Raw genomic sequence first — 17,849 nt, forward strand, 5'->3', positions numbered from 1 at the left:
TCAATGCGGGCTTTCCCCTACGGCAGAAATCGAGGTGGGCGCGACCAGCCGTGAAGCGCCAGCGGATACGGCTCCCGGGCGAGGTGGGGCCGGTGCTGCATAATGCTTACCTGTTCCAGAATCAGGATTGCCGTCTCCATGGCCGCCACCCTCAAGCGCCAAGAAGAGCACAAGAGGCGCCCTACCCGCGCCGTGCACACCGCCAGCCAGGCTGCAGAAGCGGCGCCGGCGCTGCGCCCTCCTCGCCAGCTACGCAGTGAGGAAACCCTTGCCAAAATGATCCTGGCCGGACGGGACCTGATCCAGCAGCACGCGAATTTCGATCTGGTCCTGATCAGCGATGTCATCCGCACCGCAGGCACCTCTACCGGAGCGTTCTATGGCCGCTTCAAGGACAAGGACGCCTTCATTGCGTCGGTCCTCGAGGCCGCCTTTGTGGAAATGGAGGCCGAGGCGGACAAGACCATCCGGGACGACGAGGCCTGGGCGCAAGGCACGGCATCGGAGTTCGCCGCCCTCATCGTCCGGTACTACGTCGACATGTGCCGACGGAACCAGGGCATGTTCAAGGCCGTGCTGCGCCACTTCGGCGCGCTCGACCCGGACGCCAACCCGATGCGCCGGCTGAATCGCAACATCCAGAGCGTGGTCGCGCCGGCCCTCGCGCAGAAGATGAAGTCCCAGGGCCAGGACGCTTCCGAGACAGAAGTCCGGATCGCCATGCAGATGGTGGTGGGCACGCTTACCCTGACCCTGCTGACCGACCCGGGGCCTTTACGTTTTGACGGGGATCTGATCGAGGCCAAGCTCACGGCGATGATGCAGCGGTTTTTGCTGTTGCCTTGATTTCCGCTCGGGACGCGTCGACAAAGCGAAAACGTCGCGTATTTCCTTAGCTACCGGCGTGGATCATCGGCGACCACTTTGTTTCTTCAACCATGCCACTGCCACCTCGACCATTGGGTGGTAACGGTTGGCATTCCACGCCAGCGCTGCTGCCACCACCATGATGCGCTCTTTCAACGGGCGAACGACGACGCTCTCCGGAGCCAACTTGCGCATTGACGAGGGCACTAAGGCCACGCCTTGGCCACATCCGACATAAGCGATTTGAGAAGTGATTGTGCGGACCTCATGCAAGACTCGTGGAATGAACCCGTGGGAACGGCAGACTGACGTCAACAGATCGAAGTAGACAGGGCTCCGCTCTCGGGACGACATCACTAGCGATTCGGTCGCCAGCGACCGAAGACTCACCCTGGGAAGCGCAGCAAGTGCGTGATCTTTAGGTAGTGCCACGGCGAGCCGGTCTTCCGCCAGCGGCATCGTGGCGATGCCATTCCCTACCTCGCCATCGAGGCGAACGAAAGCCAGGTCAAGCTCCCCTGCCTCCAGGGCCGGAATTGCTTCCACGCTGTCGATTTCTTTGACGAACACGGTCAGGTGCGGGTGCGCTTGCTTGAGCGCTTCAAGCAAAGGGGGCAGCGTTTCGAGCATAGCCGAGGTCACGGCTCCGATATGCAGGACGCCGGACTGGCCGGAGGCGACCTCGCGGACGACGCGCTCCAATCGCTCGACCTGACCGGCGAACTGACGCACGGCCGGCAGGATCGCCGCCCCCGCAGGACTAAGCTGGGTGCCGCGCCGGGATCGCTCGAACAATTGCAGCTTGAGCGCCTGCTCCAGCACCTTGATTTGCTCGGTGAGTGGGGGCTGCGACATGTTTAGTCGCTGAGCTGCGCGCCCGAAGTGCTGCTCTTCGGCAACTGCCAGGAACATCCACAGTTGCCGTATCAGCCGAAAGTCGATCGTATTGTTCATTTGTGTTACGCAACAGTCTTGCGCAGGCTCCAGGCTCGGTATCTGAAAGAGGCGATGCCTCCGGCGCGCGCCAACCTCATCTGTCCTGTTCCGAAAATCGTATCACAGAGATATTTAGTTCAGAATTTACATATTAGCAAGTCGATCCGATTATGCCTGGGTACCTTCATGAGACCCAGTGCAATGACCCAGCTCTCGCTACTCGACCGCCTTGCATCGCTCGACACGAACACCGTCTCCGATGCGCTTGATTTTCTTGGAATCTCTGGCGCGACTTATGGGCTTCGTCCTCTTTGGGACTGCCCAAAGATCGTCGGACGCGCCAGCACTATCCAGCTCGGCCCGAAGGCCGATGCGAATCCCACGGTACATCTCATCTCGCCGGTTATCGACGCGGTAACCACGGATGACCGCGTGCTGGTGATCGCCGGAGGCGTGGATGGCATCTCCTGTTGGGGCGACATCCTGGCCAACGCAGCGCGGGTCAAGCAGGTGCGCGGCTCCGTCATTGACGGCTTGAGCCGGGACATCGAGGGCAGCGAGACCATTGGCTACCCGGTCTATGGGCGCGGCGTGACCATGATCAGCGCACGCAACCGGGTGATTCAGATTGACTCGGGCAAGCCTGTTCAGATGGCTGGTGTGACCGTCCATGAAGACGATTACGTGATCGCGGACCGCTGCGGCACGGTGTTCGTTCCCGCTTCGCGCATCGAAGAAGTGCTTGACCTGAGCGAGCGCATCGCCAAGCGACAAGACGGCATGGTGGCTGCTGTCTGCGCTGGCCGCTCGGTGGCTGAGGTCATGCACGACAAGGAATTCGAGGCCATCCGCGCCGAGTAACCATTTTTTCCTGGAACTCCCATGACGAATCCCCTCAAAGCCGGTGCCGAAGACCGGGAACTGGTCGCGCTCTTCGCCAGCCTGGACACGCCTGGCGTCTCGGACGCCATGGACAAGCTGGGCCTGCACGGTCAAGCCCTCGGCATCATGCCGCTGGCCGACTACACCAAGGTTGTCGTAGGCCCGGCGTTCACCGTCAAGTACGTGCCGGCCAGCGTGCCGCCAGGCACCGTCGGAGACTTTATCGACGACGTAGCGGAAGGCGATGTAGTCGTGATCGACAACGACGGCCGCACAGATTGCACCGTCTGGGGCGACATCATGACCCAGTACGCAGGGCTGCGCGGCATTGCGGGCACGGTAATCGACGGCGTCTGCCGTGATGTGAGCAAGGCGCTGGGCGACAACTACCCGCTGTTCACGGCAGGCCGCTTCATGCGTACCGGCAAGGACCGCGTGCAGGTCGAATCGGTAAACACCACGGTGGGAATTGGCACCGTGCGTGTGGCTTCGCGCGACATCGTAGTGGCGGACGCCAATGGCGTCGTCATCGTGCCGCGCGGCCGTGCACGCGACGTAGCCGAGACGGCCCGCAAGATTGAAGACACCGAATCACGCATTCGTGAACAACTGGCACAGGGCAAGACGTTGGGCGAGGCCCGAGCGGCGCTGGGCTACCACACACTGCAAAGGAAAGCCTGATGTCTACGATCAAGAGCTATGAAGCAGCAACGCTGGAGCAGGCACGCCAGTTAGGCACCTCCACGCTGTACGAGGCCTCTGGCCTGACCACCAGTTCGGTCGATCCGGCCATCCGCACGGTATGGCCAGGCGCTTCGATCGCCGGCCCTGCCTATCCGCTGGAGTGCTCTCCCGGCGACAACCTGTCCATCCACATCGCCATGGAAAAGGTGCCGCGCGGCAGCGTGCTCGTTGTCTCGACCGGCGGCTTCGTTTCGGGCTACTGGGGCGAGGTGCTGACCGTGGCCGCCGAAGCGGCCGGAGTGATCGGTCTGGTCATCGACGGCGGCGTGCGGGACATTGCAGCCCTTACGGCGCGACACTTTCCCGTGTTCACCCGCGGCATCTCCATGCGCGGCACAATCAAGGCCAACTCGCCCTCGGTCGGGCAGCCGATCAGCTTTACGGGTACACCCGTGGCGGCCGGCGATCTCGTGGTGGCAGATGATGATGGCGTGCTGGTAATTCCAGCGGCCCATGTCGAACACACGCTGACTCAAGGGCAGTCCCGCGCCGATAAGGAAGCAAAGATGATGGACGCCTTGCGCGAAGGCCGCAGCACGCTGGAGCTGATGGGTCTTGCGAGCTGGAGGGACGGGCAATGACCGCACCGGCCTGCGGGTTGAACCGTTTCCTGTCAGCGACCCGCCCCTCGGCTACCTGCAAGATCATGGACCGCGTGGTATCGGCCTCGCAATTGACGAGGCGGATATGAGTGAGTTCAACATCAACTCCATCAGGCAAGCCGCGTCTCGCTTGCAGGGGCGAGTGGTGCGCACGCCCCTGCTGGAGTCCCCAATGCTCAGCGAGCGCGCAAGCTGCCGTCTGTTCGTCAAGGCGGAAGCGCTGCAACTGACGGGCTCCTTCAAGATCCGCGGCGCGCTCAACATGATCCTGTCGATGGACCAGACCGCGAGACGCGCAGGCATCGTTGCATTCTCGGCGGGCAACCACGGCCAGGGTGTTGCCGCCGCTGCTCGCGCAGTCAACTGTCCGGCTGTGATTGTGATGCCCAACACAGCCCCGCGCATCAAAGTGGACAACTGCCGTTGGTGGGGTGCGGAAGTGGTCGCCTACGACCCCCAAACGGAAGACCGTGTCGAAGTCGCGCAGCGTGTCGCCCGGTTACGTGGAATGACCGTTGTTCCTCCATTCGATGACTACGACATCATGGCCGGGCAGGGCACGTGTGGGCTGGAGATCGTCGAACAATTGAACGATCTGCATGTCACGCCCGACGCGATCGTTATCAACTGCAGCGGCGGCGGGCTGGCCTCCGGCGTTTCCGAAGCCGTCAAGGATACTTTCCCTGACGCCAGAATCTTGATCGCGGAAGTGCTCGGCTACGAGAAGGTCGCGCGCTCGCTGGCCACTGGCACACCGCAGAGCAATCCTTCGGTTCCGAAGACGATTCTCGATGGCATCGCCGGTCCGGCGGCCGGGGCGAAAACTGTCGCGGTGCTGCGTCGACATGAGGCCAAGGGATTGGGCGTTAGCGATGACGACGGACTGGCTGGCGTTGCCGCCGCATTCAGGATGCTCAAGCTCGTAGTCGAACCGGGCGGTGCCGCTGCACTAGGCGCCGTACTAGCCGGGAAGGCCGATGTCGCGGGAAAGGACGTGGTGGTCATCGCCTCCGGCGGAAATGTCGATCCCTCGGTCTTCTCGCTGGCACTGGAACGGTGCTGAAACACCCAGTCGCAACGTTCGATGCAGACATTCTCAAACTACTCACACCATCATGAATCCTGAACAACGACTCCAGGTCGCCGGCCTGTCGCTGCCTGCTGCGTATTCACCGTCAGGCAACTACCTTCCCTTCCGGCGCGCCGGGCAGCTTCTCTTCGTTTCCGGGCATGGGCCGCGGCTCGATGACGGCAGCTACGTAGCCGGGCAGCTCACCACGCCTGACGATGTCCAGGCTGGCTACGCCGCTGCCCGACTCGCGACGCTCAACATGCTGGCCGCCGTCAAGCTGGCGGTGGGCGACCTTGCCAAGGTGGACGCCGTGTTGAAAGTCCTTGGTCTTGTCAACTCCAACGCGGATTTCAAGCAGCATCCGAAGGTGATCGATGGCTGTTCGGACACGCTCGTCGCGGCATTTGGAGACGCCGGTCAACACGCCCGCTCCGCCGTGGGGATGGCCTCCCTCCCACACGGAATGATGGTGGAGGTTGAGGCGGTATTTCTCGTACGGGATTAAAAGGAGGAACGCCTGAACCACCACGAGCCTGCTCACCCACTGCAGGGGGTGTCTGAGGAGGACACCTCCACCGAATCGAGGCGCGACCGATCTCTCCGTCGCAGCCGGATAGATGCATTCAACGGATACATTTTCTCGGAGACATTCGGAAATGACGAAACATATCCTTGCTCTCTCGGTGGCTTTGCTGGCCACGGGAGTCGCCTGCGCGCAGAGCAACGACACGCTTGCCAGGATCAAGGCAGCGGGCAGCATTACCCAAGGCGTGCGTGAGGCTTCGGGTGCCCTGGCCTATACCCTGGGTAACGGTGTCTATACCGGCTTTCACTACGACGTCTGCACCAACATCATCCGCGATATCCAGAAGCAGCTTGGTCTGGCGCGCCTGGAAACCAATTACGTTCCCGTGACTTCGGCCAACCGGATACCTCTTGTGAAGAACGGTACCGTCGACATCGAGTGCGGTTCCACCTCCAACACCCAGGCCCGTCAGAAAGAAGTGGCTTTCGCCAATACCCTCTATGTCGAGGAGGTGCGTATGGCCGTCAAAGCCGACTCTGGTATCAACTCACTGGCTGACCTGAACGGCAAGACCGTCACCACCACCACCGGTACAACGGCGCTGCAGGTGGTGCGCCAGAACAAGCGCGCGAAGAACATCGACTTTCGTGAAATCAGCGGCAAGGATCACTCCGATAGCTTCCTGCTGCTCGAAACCGGCCGCGCCGATGCCTTTGTATTGGACAGTCAGGTTCTGGCCGGCAGTATTGCCATGGCGAGAAGCCCCAAGAGCTTCAAGATCGTCGGCGAGCCCCTGTCGGTGGAACCGATTGCCATCATGATCCGCAAGGACGATCCCGCCTTCAGGAAGGCGGTCAACGACAGCATCGCCCGCCAGGTCAAGGACGGCACGGTGGCCAAGCTCTATGACAGGTGGTTCATGCGGGCCATCCCTCCGTCCAACACCGCGCTCAATCTACCGGCCTCCGCCGCCACCCGGGCCGCCTGGGAAAACCTCAACGACAAGCCCGCCGAGGCCTACAAGGCCGACTGACCAGGCTCGCGGTGCCAATGCGCATCCGGCTGGCCTGAATTCTTGTACGAAGGAAGCCCCGCACACCCGCTTGTCCAGGCTGGTGTGGTTGTGCACGCGTTGCCGCGACACCGTGCCCCCTCGCGGGCACGCCACATACACAAAGAGATTAGGAGCGTCCTATGGGAATCGATTGGGACTGGCAAGTCTTTCTTCAGGATCCCGGCACCTTTCCCTCGTACTGGCAATGGATGATGTCAGCCTGGGGATGGTCGGCGTCCGTCGCTGTGCTGGCGTTGATCATCGCCTTCATCCTGGGGTCGGTCATCGGCATCTTGCGCACACTGCCCGACAGCCCCGTGCTGTCAACCTTCGGTGCCGGCTGGGTGGAACTTTTTCGCAACATTCCTCTGCTGGTGCAGGTCTTCCTCTGGTACCACGTCATTCCGGTAATCGTGCCCGCGATGAAGGGTTTCGACAACTTCGTGCTGGTGGTCATCGCCCTGGGCGTGTACACCTCGGTGCGGATCGCCGAGCAGGTGCGCTCAGGCATCCAGTCGCTGCCGCGCGGCCAGCGCTACGCGGGCATGGCACTGGGCTTCACCACGCTGCAGTACTACCGCTACGTGCTGCTGCCGATGGCCTACCGCATCGTCATTCCACCGCTGACCAGCGAAGCCATGAACGTATTCAAGAACTCGTCGGTGGCTTTCGCTGTGTCGGTAACGGAGTTGACCTGGTTTGCCATGCAGGCGGGCGAGGAAACATCGCGCCCCATCGAAATCTATGCGGCGGTGACGGTGCTCTACATCATCTCCGCCTTGACCATCAACCGGATCATGGCCTTTATCGAAAAGCGTTCGCGCGTTCCAGGCCTTATTGCCCTGGCAGGCAGTGGGGGGCATTAAGCGATGGAACTCGATCTTTCCTTCTACAACTGGGGGATCATCAGCAACTACATCCTCAAGGGGTTGTTCTTCAGTGTGATCCTGACGGTAGTCGCCACGGCCGGCGGCATTCTGTTCGGCACCGTGCTGGCCCTCATGCGCCTGTCGGGTTGGAACGTCATGACGATCCCAGCGACCTTCTATGTCAACGGCATGCGTAGTATCCCGCTGGTCATGGTGCTGCTCTGGTTCTTCCTGCTGGTGCCCCTGCTGATTGGCCGGCCCATTGGCGCAGAAGTGGCGGCGGTCATCACCTTCGTCGCCTTCGAGGCCGCGTACTTCAGCGAGATCATGCGCGCGGGCATTCAATCCATCCCGCGCGGCCAGGTATCCGCCGGGCACGCGCTAGGCATGACCTACGCCCAAAACATGCGCCTGGTAATCCTGCCGCAGGCCGTCCGCAACATGCTGCCGGTGCTGCTCACCCAGACCATCATCCTGTTTCAGGACACCTCGCTTGTCTACGCCATCGGTGCCAACGACCTGCTCAAGGGCTTTGTGGTCGCAGGCACCAACAAGGGCCGTCCGGTGGAAAGCTACCTGCTGGCGACCGTTACCTATTTCGTCGTTTGCTTTGCGCTCTCCTATCTGGTCAAGCGCCTGCATCGGAAAATTGCCATTATCCGCTGAGCGGACATTGAGGACACAGCCATGTCTCAATCCATGATCGAAATCAAGAGCGTCTCCAAGTGGTACGGCTCCGCGCAGGTCTTGCATGATTGCTCAGTGAGCGTCAGCAAGGGCGATGTGGTGGTGGTCTGCGGCCCTTCTGGCTCGGGCAAGTCCACCCTCATCAAGACAGTCAACGCACTCGAGCCCTTCCAGAAGGGCGAAATTACCGTCAACGGCATCGCGCTGCACGATCCCAAGACCAACCTGCCGAAGCTCCGTAGCAAGGTCGGCATGGTGTTCCAGCACTTCGAACTTTTTCCGCACCTGTCGGTCACAGAGAACTTGACGATTGCGCAGGTCAAGGTGCTGGGACGCAGCCCGGAAGAGGCCAAGGCACGTGGCCTGAAGATGCTCGACCGCGTAGGCCTGATGGCACACAAGGACAAGTTTCCCGGCCAACTCTCGGGGGGCCAACAGCAGCGTGTGGCCATCGCGCGCGCGTTGTCCATGGACCCGGTGGTCATGCTGTTCGACGAGCCGACCTCGGCGCTCGATCCGGAGATGGTGGGCGAGGTGCTTGACGCGATGGTGAAACTGGCCAACGAGGGCATGACCATGATGGTCGTCACCCACGAGATGGGCTTCGCCCGCAAGGTTAGCAACCGCGTGGTTTTCATCGACGTTGGCGGCCACATCCTGGAGGACTGCAGCAAAGAAGAGTTCTTCGGCGACCCCGGGTCGCGCAAGCCGAGGACCAAGGATTTCCTGGACAAGATCCTGCAGCACTAATACACGTGTCGGTTGGGGCAGAGTCTCAACTATGACTGGACTGGCCTTGGTGCTTCTCGTCAGCATTTCCTCCATGCGTCCGGTCGCGTGCCAGCGTCCCAAAACACTCCCGCGCGCACGCCCGGCGGGTTCAGAGGGCAGCCGCCTATTTGGCCGAGATGGGTCGACTACCGCCGGACCAGGCGTTAACCGAATAGCAAACGAACAAGCGCACAGGGCTGGCGAACGGGCAGTCTGCGTTGGTACGGAACCGTTGCCGGCGCACGCATCGGTAATCGATCCCCCTGCCGACGTTCGTTCCCATCGAGACACGTGCAGGCAGTAATATGAGCGTTCCCTCCCTCAATTGGAAGTACCGCGATGCAAGTACTGGTTGACGCAGACGCCTGCCCGGTTGTCGTCAAGGAAATGTTGTATCGGGCCGCACAACGTGTCGAAGTGTGCGTCACGCTGGTTGCCAACCAGTATATGCGCACGCCGCCTTCCCGCTTTATCAAGGCACTGCAAGTGCCTGCGGGCTTCGACGTCGCCGATGACCGTATCGTCGAGCTGGTCAGCAGCGGGGACCTCGTAATTACGGCGGACATAGTTCTTGCCGCCGCTGCCCTCGACAAGGGCGCCTATGTGCTCGACCCACGGGGAAGCTGGCTTAGCCGTGAGAATATCCAGGAGCGCCTAACGATGCGCGAGGTGATGGACCAACTCCGCGGCTCGGGCGTCGATACCGGCGGACCGGCACCGTACGCCCCACAGGATAGCAAGGCGTTCGCTGGCCAATTGGACCGTTTCCTGGCACGCCATGCGCCGCCAGGTGCCGCCGCCTGAGGCGTGCTAGCCACAGCAACGCAATAGTGGGCCAGCCTTGGGGTTCAAGGTGGCAACATTGGGCTACGGCTGGCTGTGGCTGCTCTATATATGGCCAGTGTTTGCAGCTCTTCTAGTCGCCAATTCGGCGCACCCCCCTGGCATAGCGCTCGAGCAGTTCGCAGGTAACTCTGGCGAGGCTGCGGCCGTCTCGTTGCTCTCTGCAAGCCGCCATCGACGTCGGCATTCTGCAATGGATCGGTCAGAGCCGACCGCAGTTTCGCGGCGGGCATCCGACCGGGATCGGCCATCGGTCAGTCGACCAATGGTAGACCAATGACCGAATTGGCCGAACAGCGGCGGTCCAACTCGCAAATCCGGATTTCCGTTCCCGAACAGAAGAGCGGTCCTTTAGCCTTGCGCCGCGAAGGACTGCTATGCAGCGCATTCAGCCCGCGCTGCCGACCCGTTGGAGTCCTTCGCGGTTGAGCGAAGCAGACGGTTGAGTCACTGCCCCTGCACTTGACGCAAGGCTTCAACAATGAGGGCCACTGCAGGAGACGAATTGCGGCTGGCGTAGTACAGGTGGTATCCGGGGAAGGTCTGCGACCAATCATCAAGAACCGCGACGAGGTGCCCTGCGGCGATGTGCTCGCCGACGGCATCGTCGGGAACCCACGCCAACCCGTGCCCGGCCAACGCCGCCGCGACGACCATGTCTCTCGAATTGAACACCAGCCGCCCCGTGACGTGCGCATGGATGCTCTTGCCGCGCCGCTTGAACTCCCACGGCAGCAGCCCGCCGTGGGAAGGCAGGCGCAGGCCGAGGCAATCGTGCTCGGTGAGATCCTGCGGAGTAAGGGGTCGAGGATGGCGCACGAAGTAGTCGGGGCTTCCGACCACAACCATGCGCATGTCCGGCGCAATGCGCATCGCGATCATGTCTTTGGCCACATCGCCGCCCAGACGCACACCGATGTCGAAGCGCTCCGCCACGATGTCGATGAAGCGGTTGTCGCTGCTGATCTCGACCTTGATGTCGGGGTACTGCGGCAGCCACGGCTGCAGCCTGGGCCAGAGCAGCGTCCGCACCGCATGCTCGGTCGCAGTGATGCGGACGGTGCCGGCCGGCTTCCCGCGCAGCTCGCCCAGCGCAGCCAGCTCGGCTTCGATGTCCGCGAAGCGCGGCCCGACAGTCAAGTAGAGCCGCTCCCCCGCCTCGGTGGGCGACACGCTGCGCGTGGTTCGGTTGAGCAACTTCAGGTCAAGCCTGCGCTCCAGCGCGCGAACGGTCTGACTCAGTGCGGACTGCGTCACGCCCATCTGCGCAGCAGCGCGCGTGAAGCTGCCAACGCGCACGACGGCTGCGAACGCCGCCAAGTCGTCGTATCGTGCCATTGATTAGCAGGCCTTATGACTTAATGTCTTTCCAGCAGTATAGTTATTCAATGCCCCTCTGCCTAGAGTTGAACCGGTCGTGACCGTGCTCGCACTGATCATTCCGCAACCTCTGCCCGGCAGCCCGCGCCGGTCGCGTCGTCCTGACAACTCTCGAAGGAAATTGACATGAAGCAACGCACACTCGGCCGCACCGGCCTGTTTGTCTCCGAACTCTGCCTGGGCACCATGACCTTCGGTGGCAGCGGCGTCATCGGGAGCCAGATCGGTGACCTGCAGCAGTCCGACGCCGAACGCCTTGTGGGCCAGGCGATCGACGCCGGCATCAACTTCATCGACACCGCCGACGTCTACGCGGGCGGTGTGTCGGAGCAAATCACCGGCCAGGCGCTGAAGAACCTGAAGGTGCCACGCGAGAACGTGGTCGTCGCGACCAAGGTCTTCAACGAAACCGGGCCCGGACCGAACTCACGCGGCGCGTCGCGCGGCCACATCCTCGACGGCGTCAAGGCCAGCCTGAAGCGGCTGCAGCTCGACCACATCGACCTGTACCAGATCCACGGCTTCGACCCGGCTACGCCGATCGACGAAACCGTGCGCGCGCTCGACCAGTTGGTGCGCCACGGCCATGTGCGCTACGTCGGCGTGTCGAACTGGGCGGCCTGGCAGATCGCCAAGGCGCTGGGCATCGCCGAACGGCTGGGCCTGTCGCGCTTCGACTCGCTGCAGGCGTACTACACCGTTGCCGGGCGCGACCTCGAACGCGAACTGATCCCGATGCTGAAGAGCGAAGGTGTCGGCCTGATGGTGTGGAGCCCGCTGGCCGGCGGCCTGCTCAGCGGCAAGTACGGGCGCGAGCAGCGAGGCGAGGAAGGCAGCCGCCGCACCACGTTCGATTTCCCGCCGGTGAACCGCGATCGGGCCTACAACTGCATCGACGCGATGCGGCCGATCGCGCAGGCGCATAGCGTCTCGGTGGCCCAAGTGGCGCTGGCCTGGCTGCTGCACCAACCGCAGGTCACCAGCGTGATCGTCGGTGCCAGGCGGCCCGAACAGCTCGCCGACAACCTGGCGGCCACAAACGTAACGCTGAGCGCCGACGAGCTTGCGGCCCTGGACGAAGTGAGCCGCCTGCCGGCCGAGTACCCCGGCTGGATGTTCGAGCGTCAAGGCGAGGTTCGGCGCAAGCAGTTGCTGGAGGCGCGCGTGCACCCGCGACGCTCGACGCCGCCGCAGCAAGCACGCTGTCCGGCGCGGGCTTGACTGCGTGGTTTGCGCTCGTTGAACTCGCAAGGGCATGGCGGAAATATTCGTCAATCTGGTGAAGTCCGGCAACCTGCCTCAGCGGCTCATCATGGGCGCCGACAGTTGGACTGCCATCATGGCGAAGCTGGATGCGCTGCGGACAGAGTATGAGAAGTGGAGGGACGTGGCCTACAGCACGTACTTCTCGTGACGGAGAGAGGGCGTTGGAACGCAGACGTGGCGTGGCCTTTGTCGTCGACGTGACCGAGCAGAAGCGCGCAGAGGAGGCGCGCGAGGAACACCTATGGTTCCTCGAGTGCATGGACCGCATCAACCGCGCCATGCGGCGAACGAACGAGGTCGAGGGCATAACGCGCGGCGTGGTCGAGGAGGCGCTGGCGATCTTCAATTGCGATAGGGCCTGGCTGGTATATCCCTGTGATCGCGATGCGCCGGCGTGTCGCGCGGTGATGGAGCACACGCATCCTGACTATCCGGGCGCCTTCGCACTCGACGAGGAGGTGCCGGTGGACGCCCGAGGAGCCGAAATCCTGCGTGACATCTTGCGTGCCCCACGGGCGGTCGTGGATCCAGACATGCCACCGGAGATTTGCGACCGATTCAACATCCTGTCGACGATCGCGATCGCGGTTCGGCCCAAGGGCGACCGGCCGTACCTGTTCGGGTTGCACCAGTGCTCGCGCCTGCGCGCCTGGACCACCGTGGAACGGCAGCTGTTCGAGGAGATTGCCGGACGCCTGGAAGATGCGTTGACGAGCGCGCTCGCGCACCGCAACCTGCTCGTGAGCGAGGATGCGCTGCGCACAAGCGAAGAACGCTTCCAAACCCTGGTCGACCACGCGACGGATGCCATTTTCCTGTACGACGAGGACGGCATCGTGCTCGACGTGAACCGGCGGGCGGGCGACACGCTGGGTTATACACGCGACGAGCTTATCGGCATGCACGCCTGCCATTTCGACCGCGACATCACGCCGGAAAGGATCCAGTGGGCCAAGCAGCGGCTGCGGGAAGATGGAAGTGTGACCCTCATCGGCCGCCGCCAGCGAAAAGACGGAAGTCTCTTTCCCGTCGAGGTGCGTGCAAGTGCGTTCAACCGCAGTGGCCGCCTTTTCGCCATCGCGCACGCCAGTGACATCACCGATCGCAGGCGCCGCGAACAGCGCCTGCTCGCGGAATTCAGCGTCGCGAGCACGCTGTCGGAAGTCGGCACGCTCGATGAGGCGGTACCCCGTATTCTGCGCGACACATGCAAGGCGTTCGAGTGGGATTGTGGCGCGTTCTGGCGCGTCGATCCGGAAGCGGACGTGCTGGTGTGCGTGCAGGCATGGCCTTCGGCCGCCTTCGCGCGGGCCGGTTCCGAGCTATCGGGGACGGCCGGCCTCGGCATGGGGCTCCCCGGGCGAGCATGGTCGAGCGGCGCACCAGTCTGCATACCCGACATGGTGCTCAATCCTGAGTTCCAGTGGCCGGAATCTGCCGCGAACGCAGGGTTCCACGCCGCCTTCGCCTTCCCGGTCACGCTCAAGAGCGGCGTAGTGGGCGTGTTCGAATTTTTCAGCCGCGAGGTCCGCGACGCCGATCCCGAGCTCTTGCAGATGATGACCACCGTCGGCTACCAGGTCGGGCAATTCATCGAGCGCACGCGAGCGGAAGACGCGCTGCGACATGCGCGGGAAGAGCTTGCGCAGGCATCACGGATTGCCACAGTAGCCGAATTGTCCGCGTCCATCGCGCACGAAATCAATCAGCCGCTACAGGCCGTGTTGGCCAATGGCGGGGCGTGCCGGCGCTGGCTCGCTGCCACGCCGCCCGACATCGATAAAGCCCGACTCAGCGCAGAGGCCGTCGTCCGTGACGGTAAAGCCACGGCGGACGTGGTATGCCGCATTCGCGCGCTGTTCAAGCGCACGGCTCCCGCAGATGTCCAACTTGACATGAACAAGCTGATTGTTCAGGTCTGCACGCTGATGGCTGACGACATTCACGGGAACGTGATCTCGCTGGAAACGCAGCTAGCCCGGGACGTACCGATGATCAGAGCCGACGCGGCGCAGATTCAGCAGGTGATCGTCAACCTTGTGCGCAACGCCATCGAGGCATTGGCAGCGACGGCGGTACTACCGAAGTCGCTATTGATCCGCTCTCGGTGCGACGGGGACAACGTGGTGGTCGACGTTCAGGATGAAGGTATGGGGCTAGCGAATCTGGAGCCGGTCTTCGAGCCATTTGTCACCACAAAGGAAACGGGCATGGGCATGGGGCTGGCGATCTGTCGCTCGATCGTCGAAGCACACGCCGGGCGTATTTGGGTCGTGCGCAATGAGGTCCGTGGCGTGACCTTCAGCTTCAGCCTTCCGATTAAGACTTCGGATGCAAAATGAAGCCATGGGGTCCGACTACCGCCGGCCGAGGATGAGGCAGCGGAGGTCCTTTCCCGGCCAGGAGCTGCCACTGCCCACCTTCAAGACCGGACGCTCAACGTTTGACATGAGGGGCGGCCGCAAGTGGGCGAAGCCCGCTTGTGGACGTCCCCTCGATGGAAGGGTTAGGATCCTCGCGCAGGCCCACACTCTTCAGGAGAACTCATGTTTGACCACGTCAAATTCGGAGTCAGCGACTATGCAGCGAGCAAAGCGTTCTTCCTCAAGGCACTCGAACCGCTCGGCGTAGGTGTTGTCTCGGAGGGGCCGCCGACGTACGGTGTCGAGCTTAGCCCAAAGGGTAAGGCTTCATTGTGCCTGTTCCAAACCGAGGAGAAGCCGGCGCATCTTCACTTGGCGTTCACGGCCGAGAATCGCCAGCAGGTCGAAGCTTTCTATCGCGCGGCTCTGGAGGCGGGTGGCAAAGACAATGGTGCGCCTGGTCTGCGCCCGCACTACCACGCGAACTACTATGCAGCTTTCGTCATTGGTCCGGACGGGCACAACATCGAAGTGGTTTGCCACGAACCCGAGGCCCTAACGTAATGTATCCCGCAGAAACTGCGGGATAAGTTGGACTGCGATGGGGCAGAAGCACCCCAATGTTGGCAGCCCATGGGGGTGGTTCTGGTTGTTTCCATCGCTCACTTTCTCCATAGACCCGCACTCGGGAACCGAGCGCCGCCACCACTTGTTTGAGGAAAGACTGCAACGGGCTGTCAAGAAAGCGGTGGCCCAGGCGGCATTTGCAAGCAGGTTTCTGGCACACCCTGCGCCACAGCTTTGCCACGTACTTGCTGCAATCGGGCTCCGATATTCGCACGGTGTAGGAGCTTCTGGGCCACAGTGATGTGTCGACTACCATGATCTACACCCATGTGCTGAAGGTGGCAGCGGGCGGAGCCGTTTCCGTAGAGCGTCATTTTCTCCCGACGAGCTACTTCCGCCATTCCGGGCCATATCGCTTTGAGTGCCGGAAATTTGGAGCCACCGCGCGAGTCCATTATCGCCGCCCGCGCCGATCCAGGCGCCCCTGGAATGCCGAGGCACTCGGCTTCCGGTACGACGGATCGGTGGATGAACTAGTCGAACGTGTCGTCAACGAAAGCTAGTTGCCCAAAACAGAAGGTGTCGTGCTTGCGACGCCCTTGACGTGCCCGACTGCTAACGCTGCGCTAACCAGCAGTTCATCCTTGCATTGGCACTGATATTGGCGCCATCACGCGGGCCGACGACCGAAGGGTAGCCGGCTCTCGTGTTTGTCGCGTCAGGATAGCGCCTCGCTGCGCACGTAGTCCGCTTCGTTCTTCCGCGATGCCGCGCCCATGGCCAAAATCGAGACCGCTGCAATCATGGCAGGGATAGCCAGCATGCCAAGAATCGTGGGCAGCGACAGCCCAAACTGAAATAGGGTCCCGCCGAGGAAAGCACCCAAAATTCCGCCGAAGCGTCCGATACCCAGCATCCATGCGACACCAGACGCGCGCCCGGCCGTGGGATAGTGTGAAGCGGCGAGAACCGGCATCGAGACCTGTCCCCCACCCATGAAAAGACCAGCCGTGAACGTCAGGGCGATAAGTAGCCCCGTATCTCCGAGAGATTGGCCAACCGCCCATACGAAAACGCCTGTCGACAGATATGCGAACCCTACTATCCGGAAGGGGTTAAGACGGTCCATCAGCCAACCGCAGATGATTGCACCAACGGTGCTGCCAAGAGGAAACAGTGCGGTAACTAGCGAGGCGTCCCTAATGGACATGCCCGCTTCCCGAATGAGGGTGGGCATCCAGCTACTCAAGAGGTAGTAGACCAGCAGGCCCATAAAATACGTCACCCACAGCATGAACGTGCCGAACCGAAGCCGAGGCGATAGAACGATGGAGAGGGGTGAGGCCTCTTGATTGCTATCGTGTTCAGGCAGGACAAACCGGGTAGCCATGGCTGAGCCTTTGCCGCCTATACGCTCCAGGACTGCGCGGATTTCAGCGGGTGATTTCCCGCTGACCACCATATAGCGTACGGAATCGGGAAGCCAGAGCAGCGCAACGGCAAGAATCAGCGGAATGATCCCACCAACTATAAAGACGCTTCGCCAGCCGAACTCTGGAATGAGCGTCGCCGCTGCAAATCCACCGCCGGCTGCGCCCAGCGTGAAACCACAGAACATGACGTTGACAAGGAAGCCCCGGCGATTAGCAGGTGCGTACTCGGAGAGAAGAGTCGTCGCGTTGGGCATGGCCGCGCCCAACCCCACGCCAGTAAGGAAGCGTAGCGCCAGAAGCTGATTCAAGGACGACGCATACGCGGACAACAAGCTGAGAACGCCGAAGATGATCACGGACGCGAGCAGCACCCGCTTGCGGCCATAGCGGTCCGCCGCAGGTCCCGCGACGAGGGCGCCGACTGCGAGGCCAAGCAGCGCAGCACTCAGGACGGGCCCCAAGTCGACCTTGGACACCGACCACTCCTTGATGAGCGCAGGAGCGACAAAGCCAATTGCGGCAGTGTCGAAGCCGTCGGCGGCGACGATAAGAAAGCAAAGAATGAGAATGCCCCATTGAAATGGGGAAAAGCGTCTTGAGTCGATGAACTCCTGGACATCAATGACGCCGTGTCGGTCTGCTGCCATATCGTGCTCCTGCCCAGAATTAGGACGAGTTAGGATTGCGGCCAGGAATGCTGGCCGGGAAGTTGAACGAAGCACGGGCCACACAAGTCCGCGAGGTGCGCCTATGCGTCGTTCCGGAGTTGGCGATGAATTCGGAATCGCTGCGCGGTTTGAGCTGCGCGCCACCATCCTCTTGGGACGGAGATGTCGACCCTGCGAGCTAGCGAGGTGGTCGGTGAAGGCTTGGGGGCATGTTCGTCTCCTGTATTGACTCCCCGGTCAGGCCCGCGGCCATTGATCTGTGCCAGTGGTCTCGCAGGACGGGAGTTGAAGCGAAGTGTCCTCAAGGTTCGATGATCCG

At 62.1% G+C, this 17,849-nt stretch carries 18 protein-coding genes; 15 read left to right on the forward strand and 3 right to left on the reverse strand.

What is annotated here, in order from left to right; translation table 11 throughout:
* Positions 1 to 138: 138 nt before the first annotated feature.
* Positions 139 to 846 (forward strand): TetR/AcrR family transcriptional regulator, encoded by a 708-nt coding sequence (locus tag K307_RS18380; RefSeq protein ID WP_042880226.1) that lies wholly within the window; start codon positions 139 to 141, stop codon positions 844 to 846.
* Between the two features lie 63 nt (positions 847 to 909).
* Here the strand turns inward: K307_RS18380 and K307_RS18385 are convergent, their stop codons facing one another.
* Positions 910 to 1,821 carry a LysR substrate-binding domain-containing protein gene (locus K307_RS18385; protein WP_042880228.1) on the reverse strand — a complete coding sequence of 304 codons (912 nt, stop codon included), beginning with the start codon at positions 1,819 to 1,821 and terminating at the stop codon, positions 910 to 912.
* 183 nt (positions 1,822 to 2,004) lie between these two features.
* Here K307_RS18385 and K307_RS18390 point away from each other — a divergent pair, with 183 nt between their 5' ends.
* The 10 genes from K307_RS18390 (at position 2,005) to K307_RS18435 (ending at position 9,814) form a co-directional block, all read left to right on the forward strand.
* Positions 2,005 to 2,664, forward strand: coding sequence for an RraA family protein (locus K307_RS18390; protein WP_042880229.1), 660 nt, complete (start codon positions 2,005 to 2,007; stop codon positions 2,662 to 2,664).
* 21 nt (positions 2,665 to 2,685) lie between these two features.
* The gene (locus tag K307_RS18395; protein WP_042880230.1) at positions 2,686 to 3,366 is read left to right on the forward strand and encodes an RraA family protein; all 681 of its coding nucleotides are present in this window, start codon (positions 2,686 to 2,688) and stop codon (positions 3,364 to 3,366) included.
* The gene (locus K307_RS18400; RefSeq protein WP_042880232.1) at positions 3,366 to 4,010 is read left to right on the forward strand and encodes an RraA family protein; all 645 of its coding nucleotides are present in this window, start codon (positions 3,366 to 3,368) and stop codon (positions 4,008 to 4,010) included. Before K307_RS18395 ends, K307_RS18400 begins: the two co-directional genes overlap by 1 nt.
* Positions 4,011 to 4,116: 106 nt before the next feature.
* The gene (locus tag K307_RS18405) at positions 4,117 to 5,094 is read left to right on the forward strand and encodes a threonine ammonia-lyase (protein WP_042880233.1); all 978 of its coding nucleotides are present in this window, start codon (positions 4,117 to 4,119) and stop codon (positions 5,092 to 5,094) included.
* 52 nt (positions 5,095 to 5,146) lie between these two features.
* Positions 5,147 to 5,608, forward strand: a complete 462-nt coding sequence (locus K307_RS18410; protein ID WP_042880235.1) for a RidA family protein — start codon at positions 5,147 to 5,149, stop codon at positions 5,606 to 5,608.
* Positions 5,609 to 5,759: 151 nt separating this feature from the next.
* Positions 5,760 to 6,662 carry an amino acid ABC transporter substrate-binding protein gene (locus tag K307_RS18415; protein ID WP_042880236.1) on the forward strand — a complete coding sequence of 301 codons (903 nt, stop codon included), beginning with the start codon at positions 5,760 to 5,762 and terminating at the stop codon, positions 6,660 to 6,662.
* Between the two features lie 167 nt (positions 6,663 to 6,829).
* Positions 6,830 to 7,549 carry an amino acid ABC transporter permease gene (locus K307_RS18420; protein WP_419187157.1) on the forward strand — a complete coding sequence of 240 codons (720 nt, stop codon included), beginning with the start codon at positions 6,830 to 6,832 and terminating at the stop codon, positions 7,547 to 7,549.
* A gap of 3 nt (positions 7,550 to 7,552) precedes the next feature.
* Complete coding sequence (locus K307_RS18425) at positions 7,553 to 8,218, forward strand: amino acid ABC transporter permease (protein WP_042880239.1); 666 nt, start codon at positions 7,553 to 7,555, stop codon at positions 8,216 to 8,218.
* Between the two features lie 33 nt (positions 8,219 to 8,251).
* A complete protein-coding gene (locus tag K307_RS18430; protein ID WP_042880242.1) occupies positions 8,252 to 8,989 on the forward strand; it encodes an amino acid ABC transporter ATP-binding protein in 738 nt (245 codons plus the stop codon).
* Positions 8,990 to 9,349: 360 nt separating this feature from the next.
* On the forward strand, positions 9,350 to 9,814 hold the full coding sequence (locus tag K307_RS18435; RefSeq protein ID WP_042880244.1) for a YaiI/YqxD family protein: 465 nt from the start codon (positions 9,350 to 9,352) through the stop codon (positions 9,812 to 9,814).
* Between the two features lie 486 nt (positions 9,815 to 10,300).
* On the opposite strand, the gene K307_RS18440 is transcribed toward K307_RS18435, so the two are convergent.
* Positions 10,301 to 11,191: a LysR family transcriptional regulator gene (locus K307_RS18440; protein ID WP_042880245.1), complete on the reverse strand. Its 891-nt coding sequence runs from the start codon at positions 11,189 to 11,191 to the stop codon at positions 10,301 to 10,303.
* Positions 11,192 to 11,359: 168 nt separating this feature from the next.
* Here K307_RS18440 and K307_RS18445 point away from each other — a divergent pair, with 168 nt between their 5' ends.
* From K307_RS18445 to K307_RS18455, 4 genes are all read left to right on the forward strand, one after another.
* Positions 11,360 to 12,454, forward strand: a complete 1,095-nt coding sequence (locus K307_RS18445) for an aldo/keto reductase (protein ID WP_051974957.1) — start codon at positions 11,360 to 11,362, stop codon at positions 12,452 to 12,454.
* Positions 12,455 to 12,488: 34 nt separating this feature from the next.
* Complete coding sequence (locus tag K307_RS47875) at positions 12,489 to 12,647, forward strand: hypothetical protein (protein WP_155301173.1); 159 nt, start codon at positions 12,489 to 12,491, stop codon at positions 12,645 to 12,647.
* A gap of 31 nt (positions 12,648 to 12,678) precedes the next feature.
* Complete coding sequence (locus K307_RS46255) at positions 12,679 to 14,841, forward strand: PAS domain S-box protein (protein ID WP_196251561.1); 2,163 nt, start codon at positions 12,679 to 12,681, stop codon at positions 14,839 to 14,841.
* A gap of 204 nt (positions 14,842 to 15,045) precedes the next feature.
* A complete protein-coding gene (locus K307_RS18455) occupies positions 15,046 to 15,426 on the forward strand; it encodes a VOC family protein (RefSeq protein WP_042880247.1) in 381 nt (126 codons plus the stop codon).
* 721 nt (positions 15,427 to 16,147) lie between these two features.
* Here K307_RS18455 and K307_RS18460 read toward each other — a convergent pair.
* Complete coding sequence (locus tag K307_RS18460) at positions 16,148 to 17,509, reverse strand: MFS transporter (protein ID WP_042880249.1); 1,362 nt, start codon at positions 17,507 to 17,509, stop codon at positions 16,148 to 16,150.
* Positions 17,510 to 17,849: the final 340 nt, after the last annotated feature.

This window comes from Cupriavidus necator A5-1 (assembly GCF_000744095.1).
Lineage (GTDB): Bacteria > Pseudomonadota > Gammaproteobacteria > Burkholderiales > Burkholderiaceae > Cupriavidus > Cupriavidus necator_A.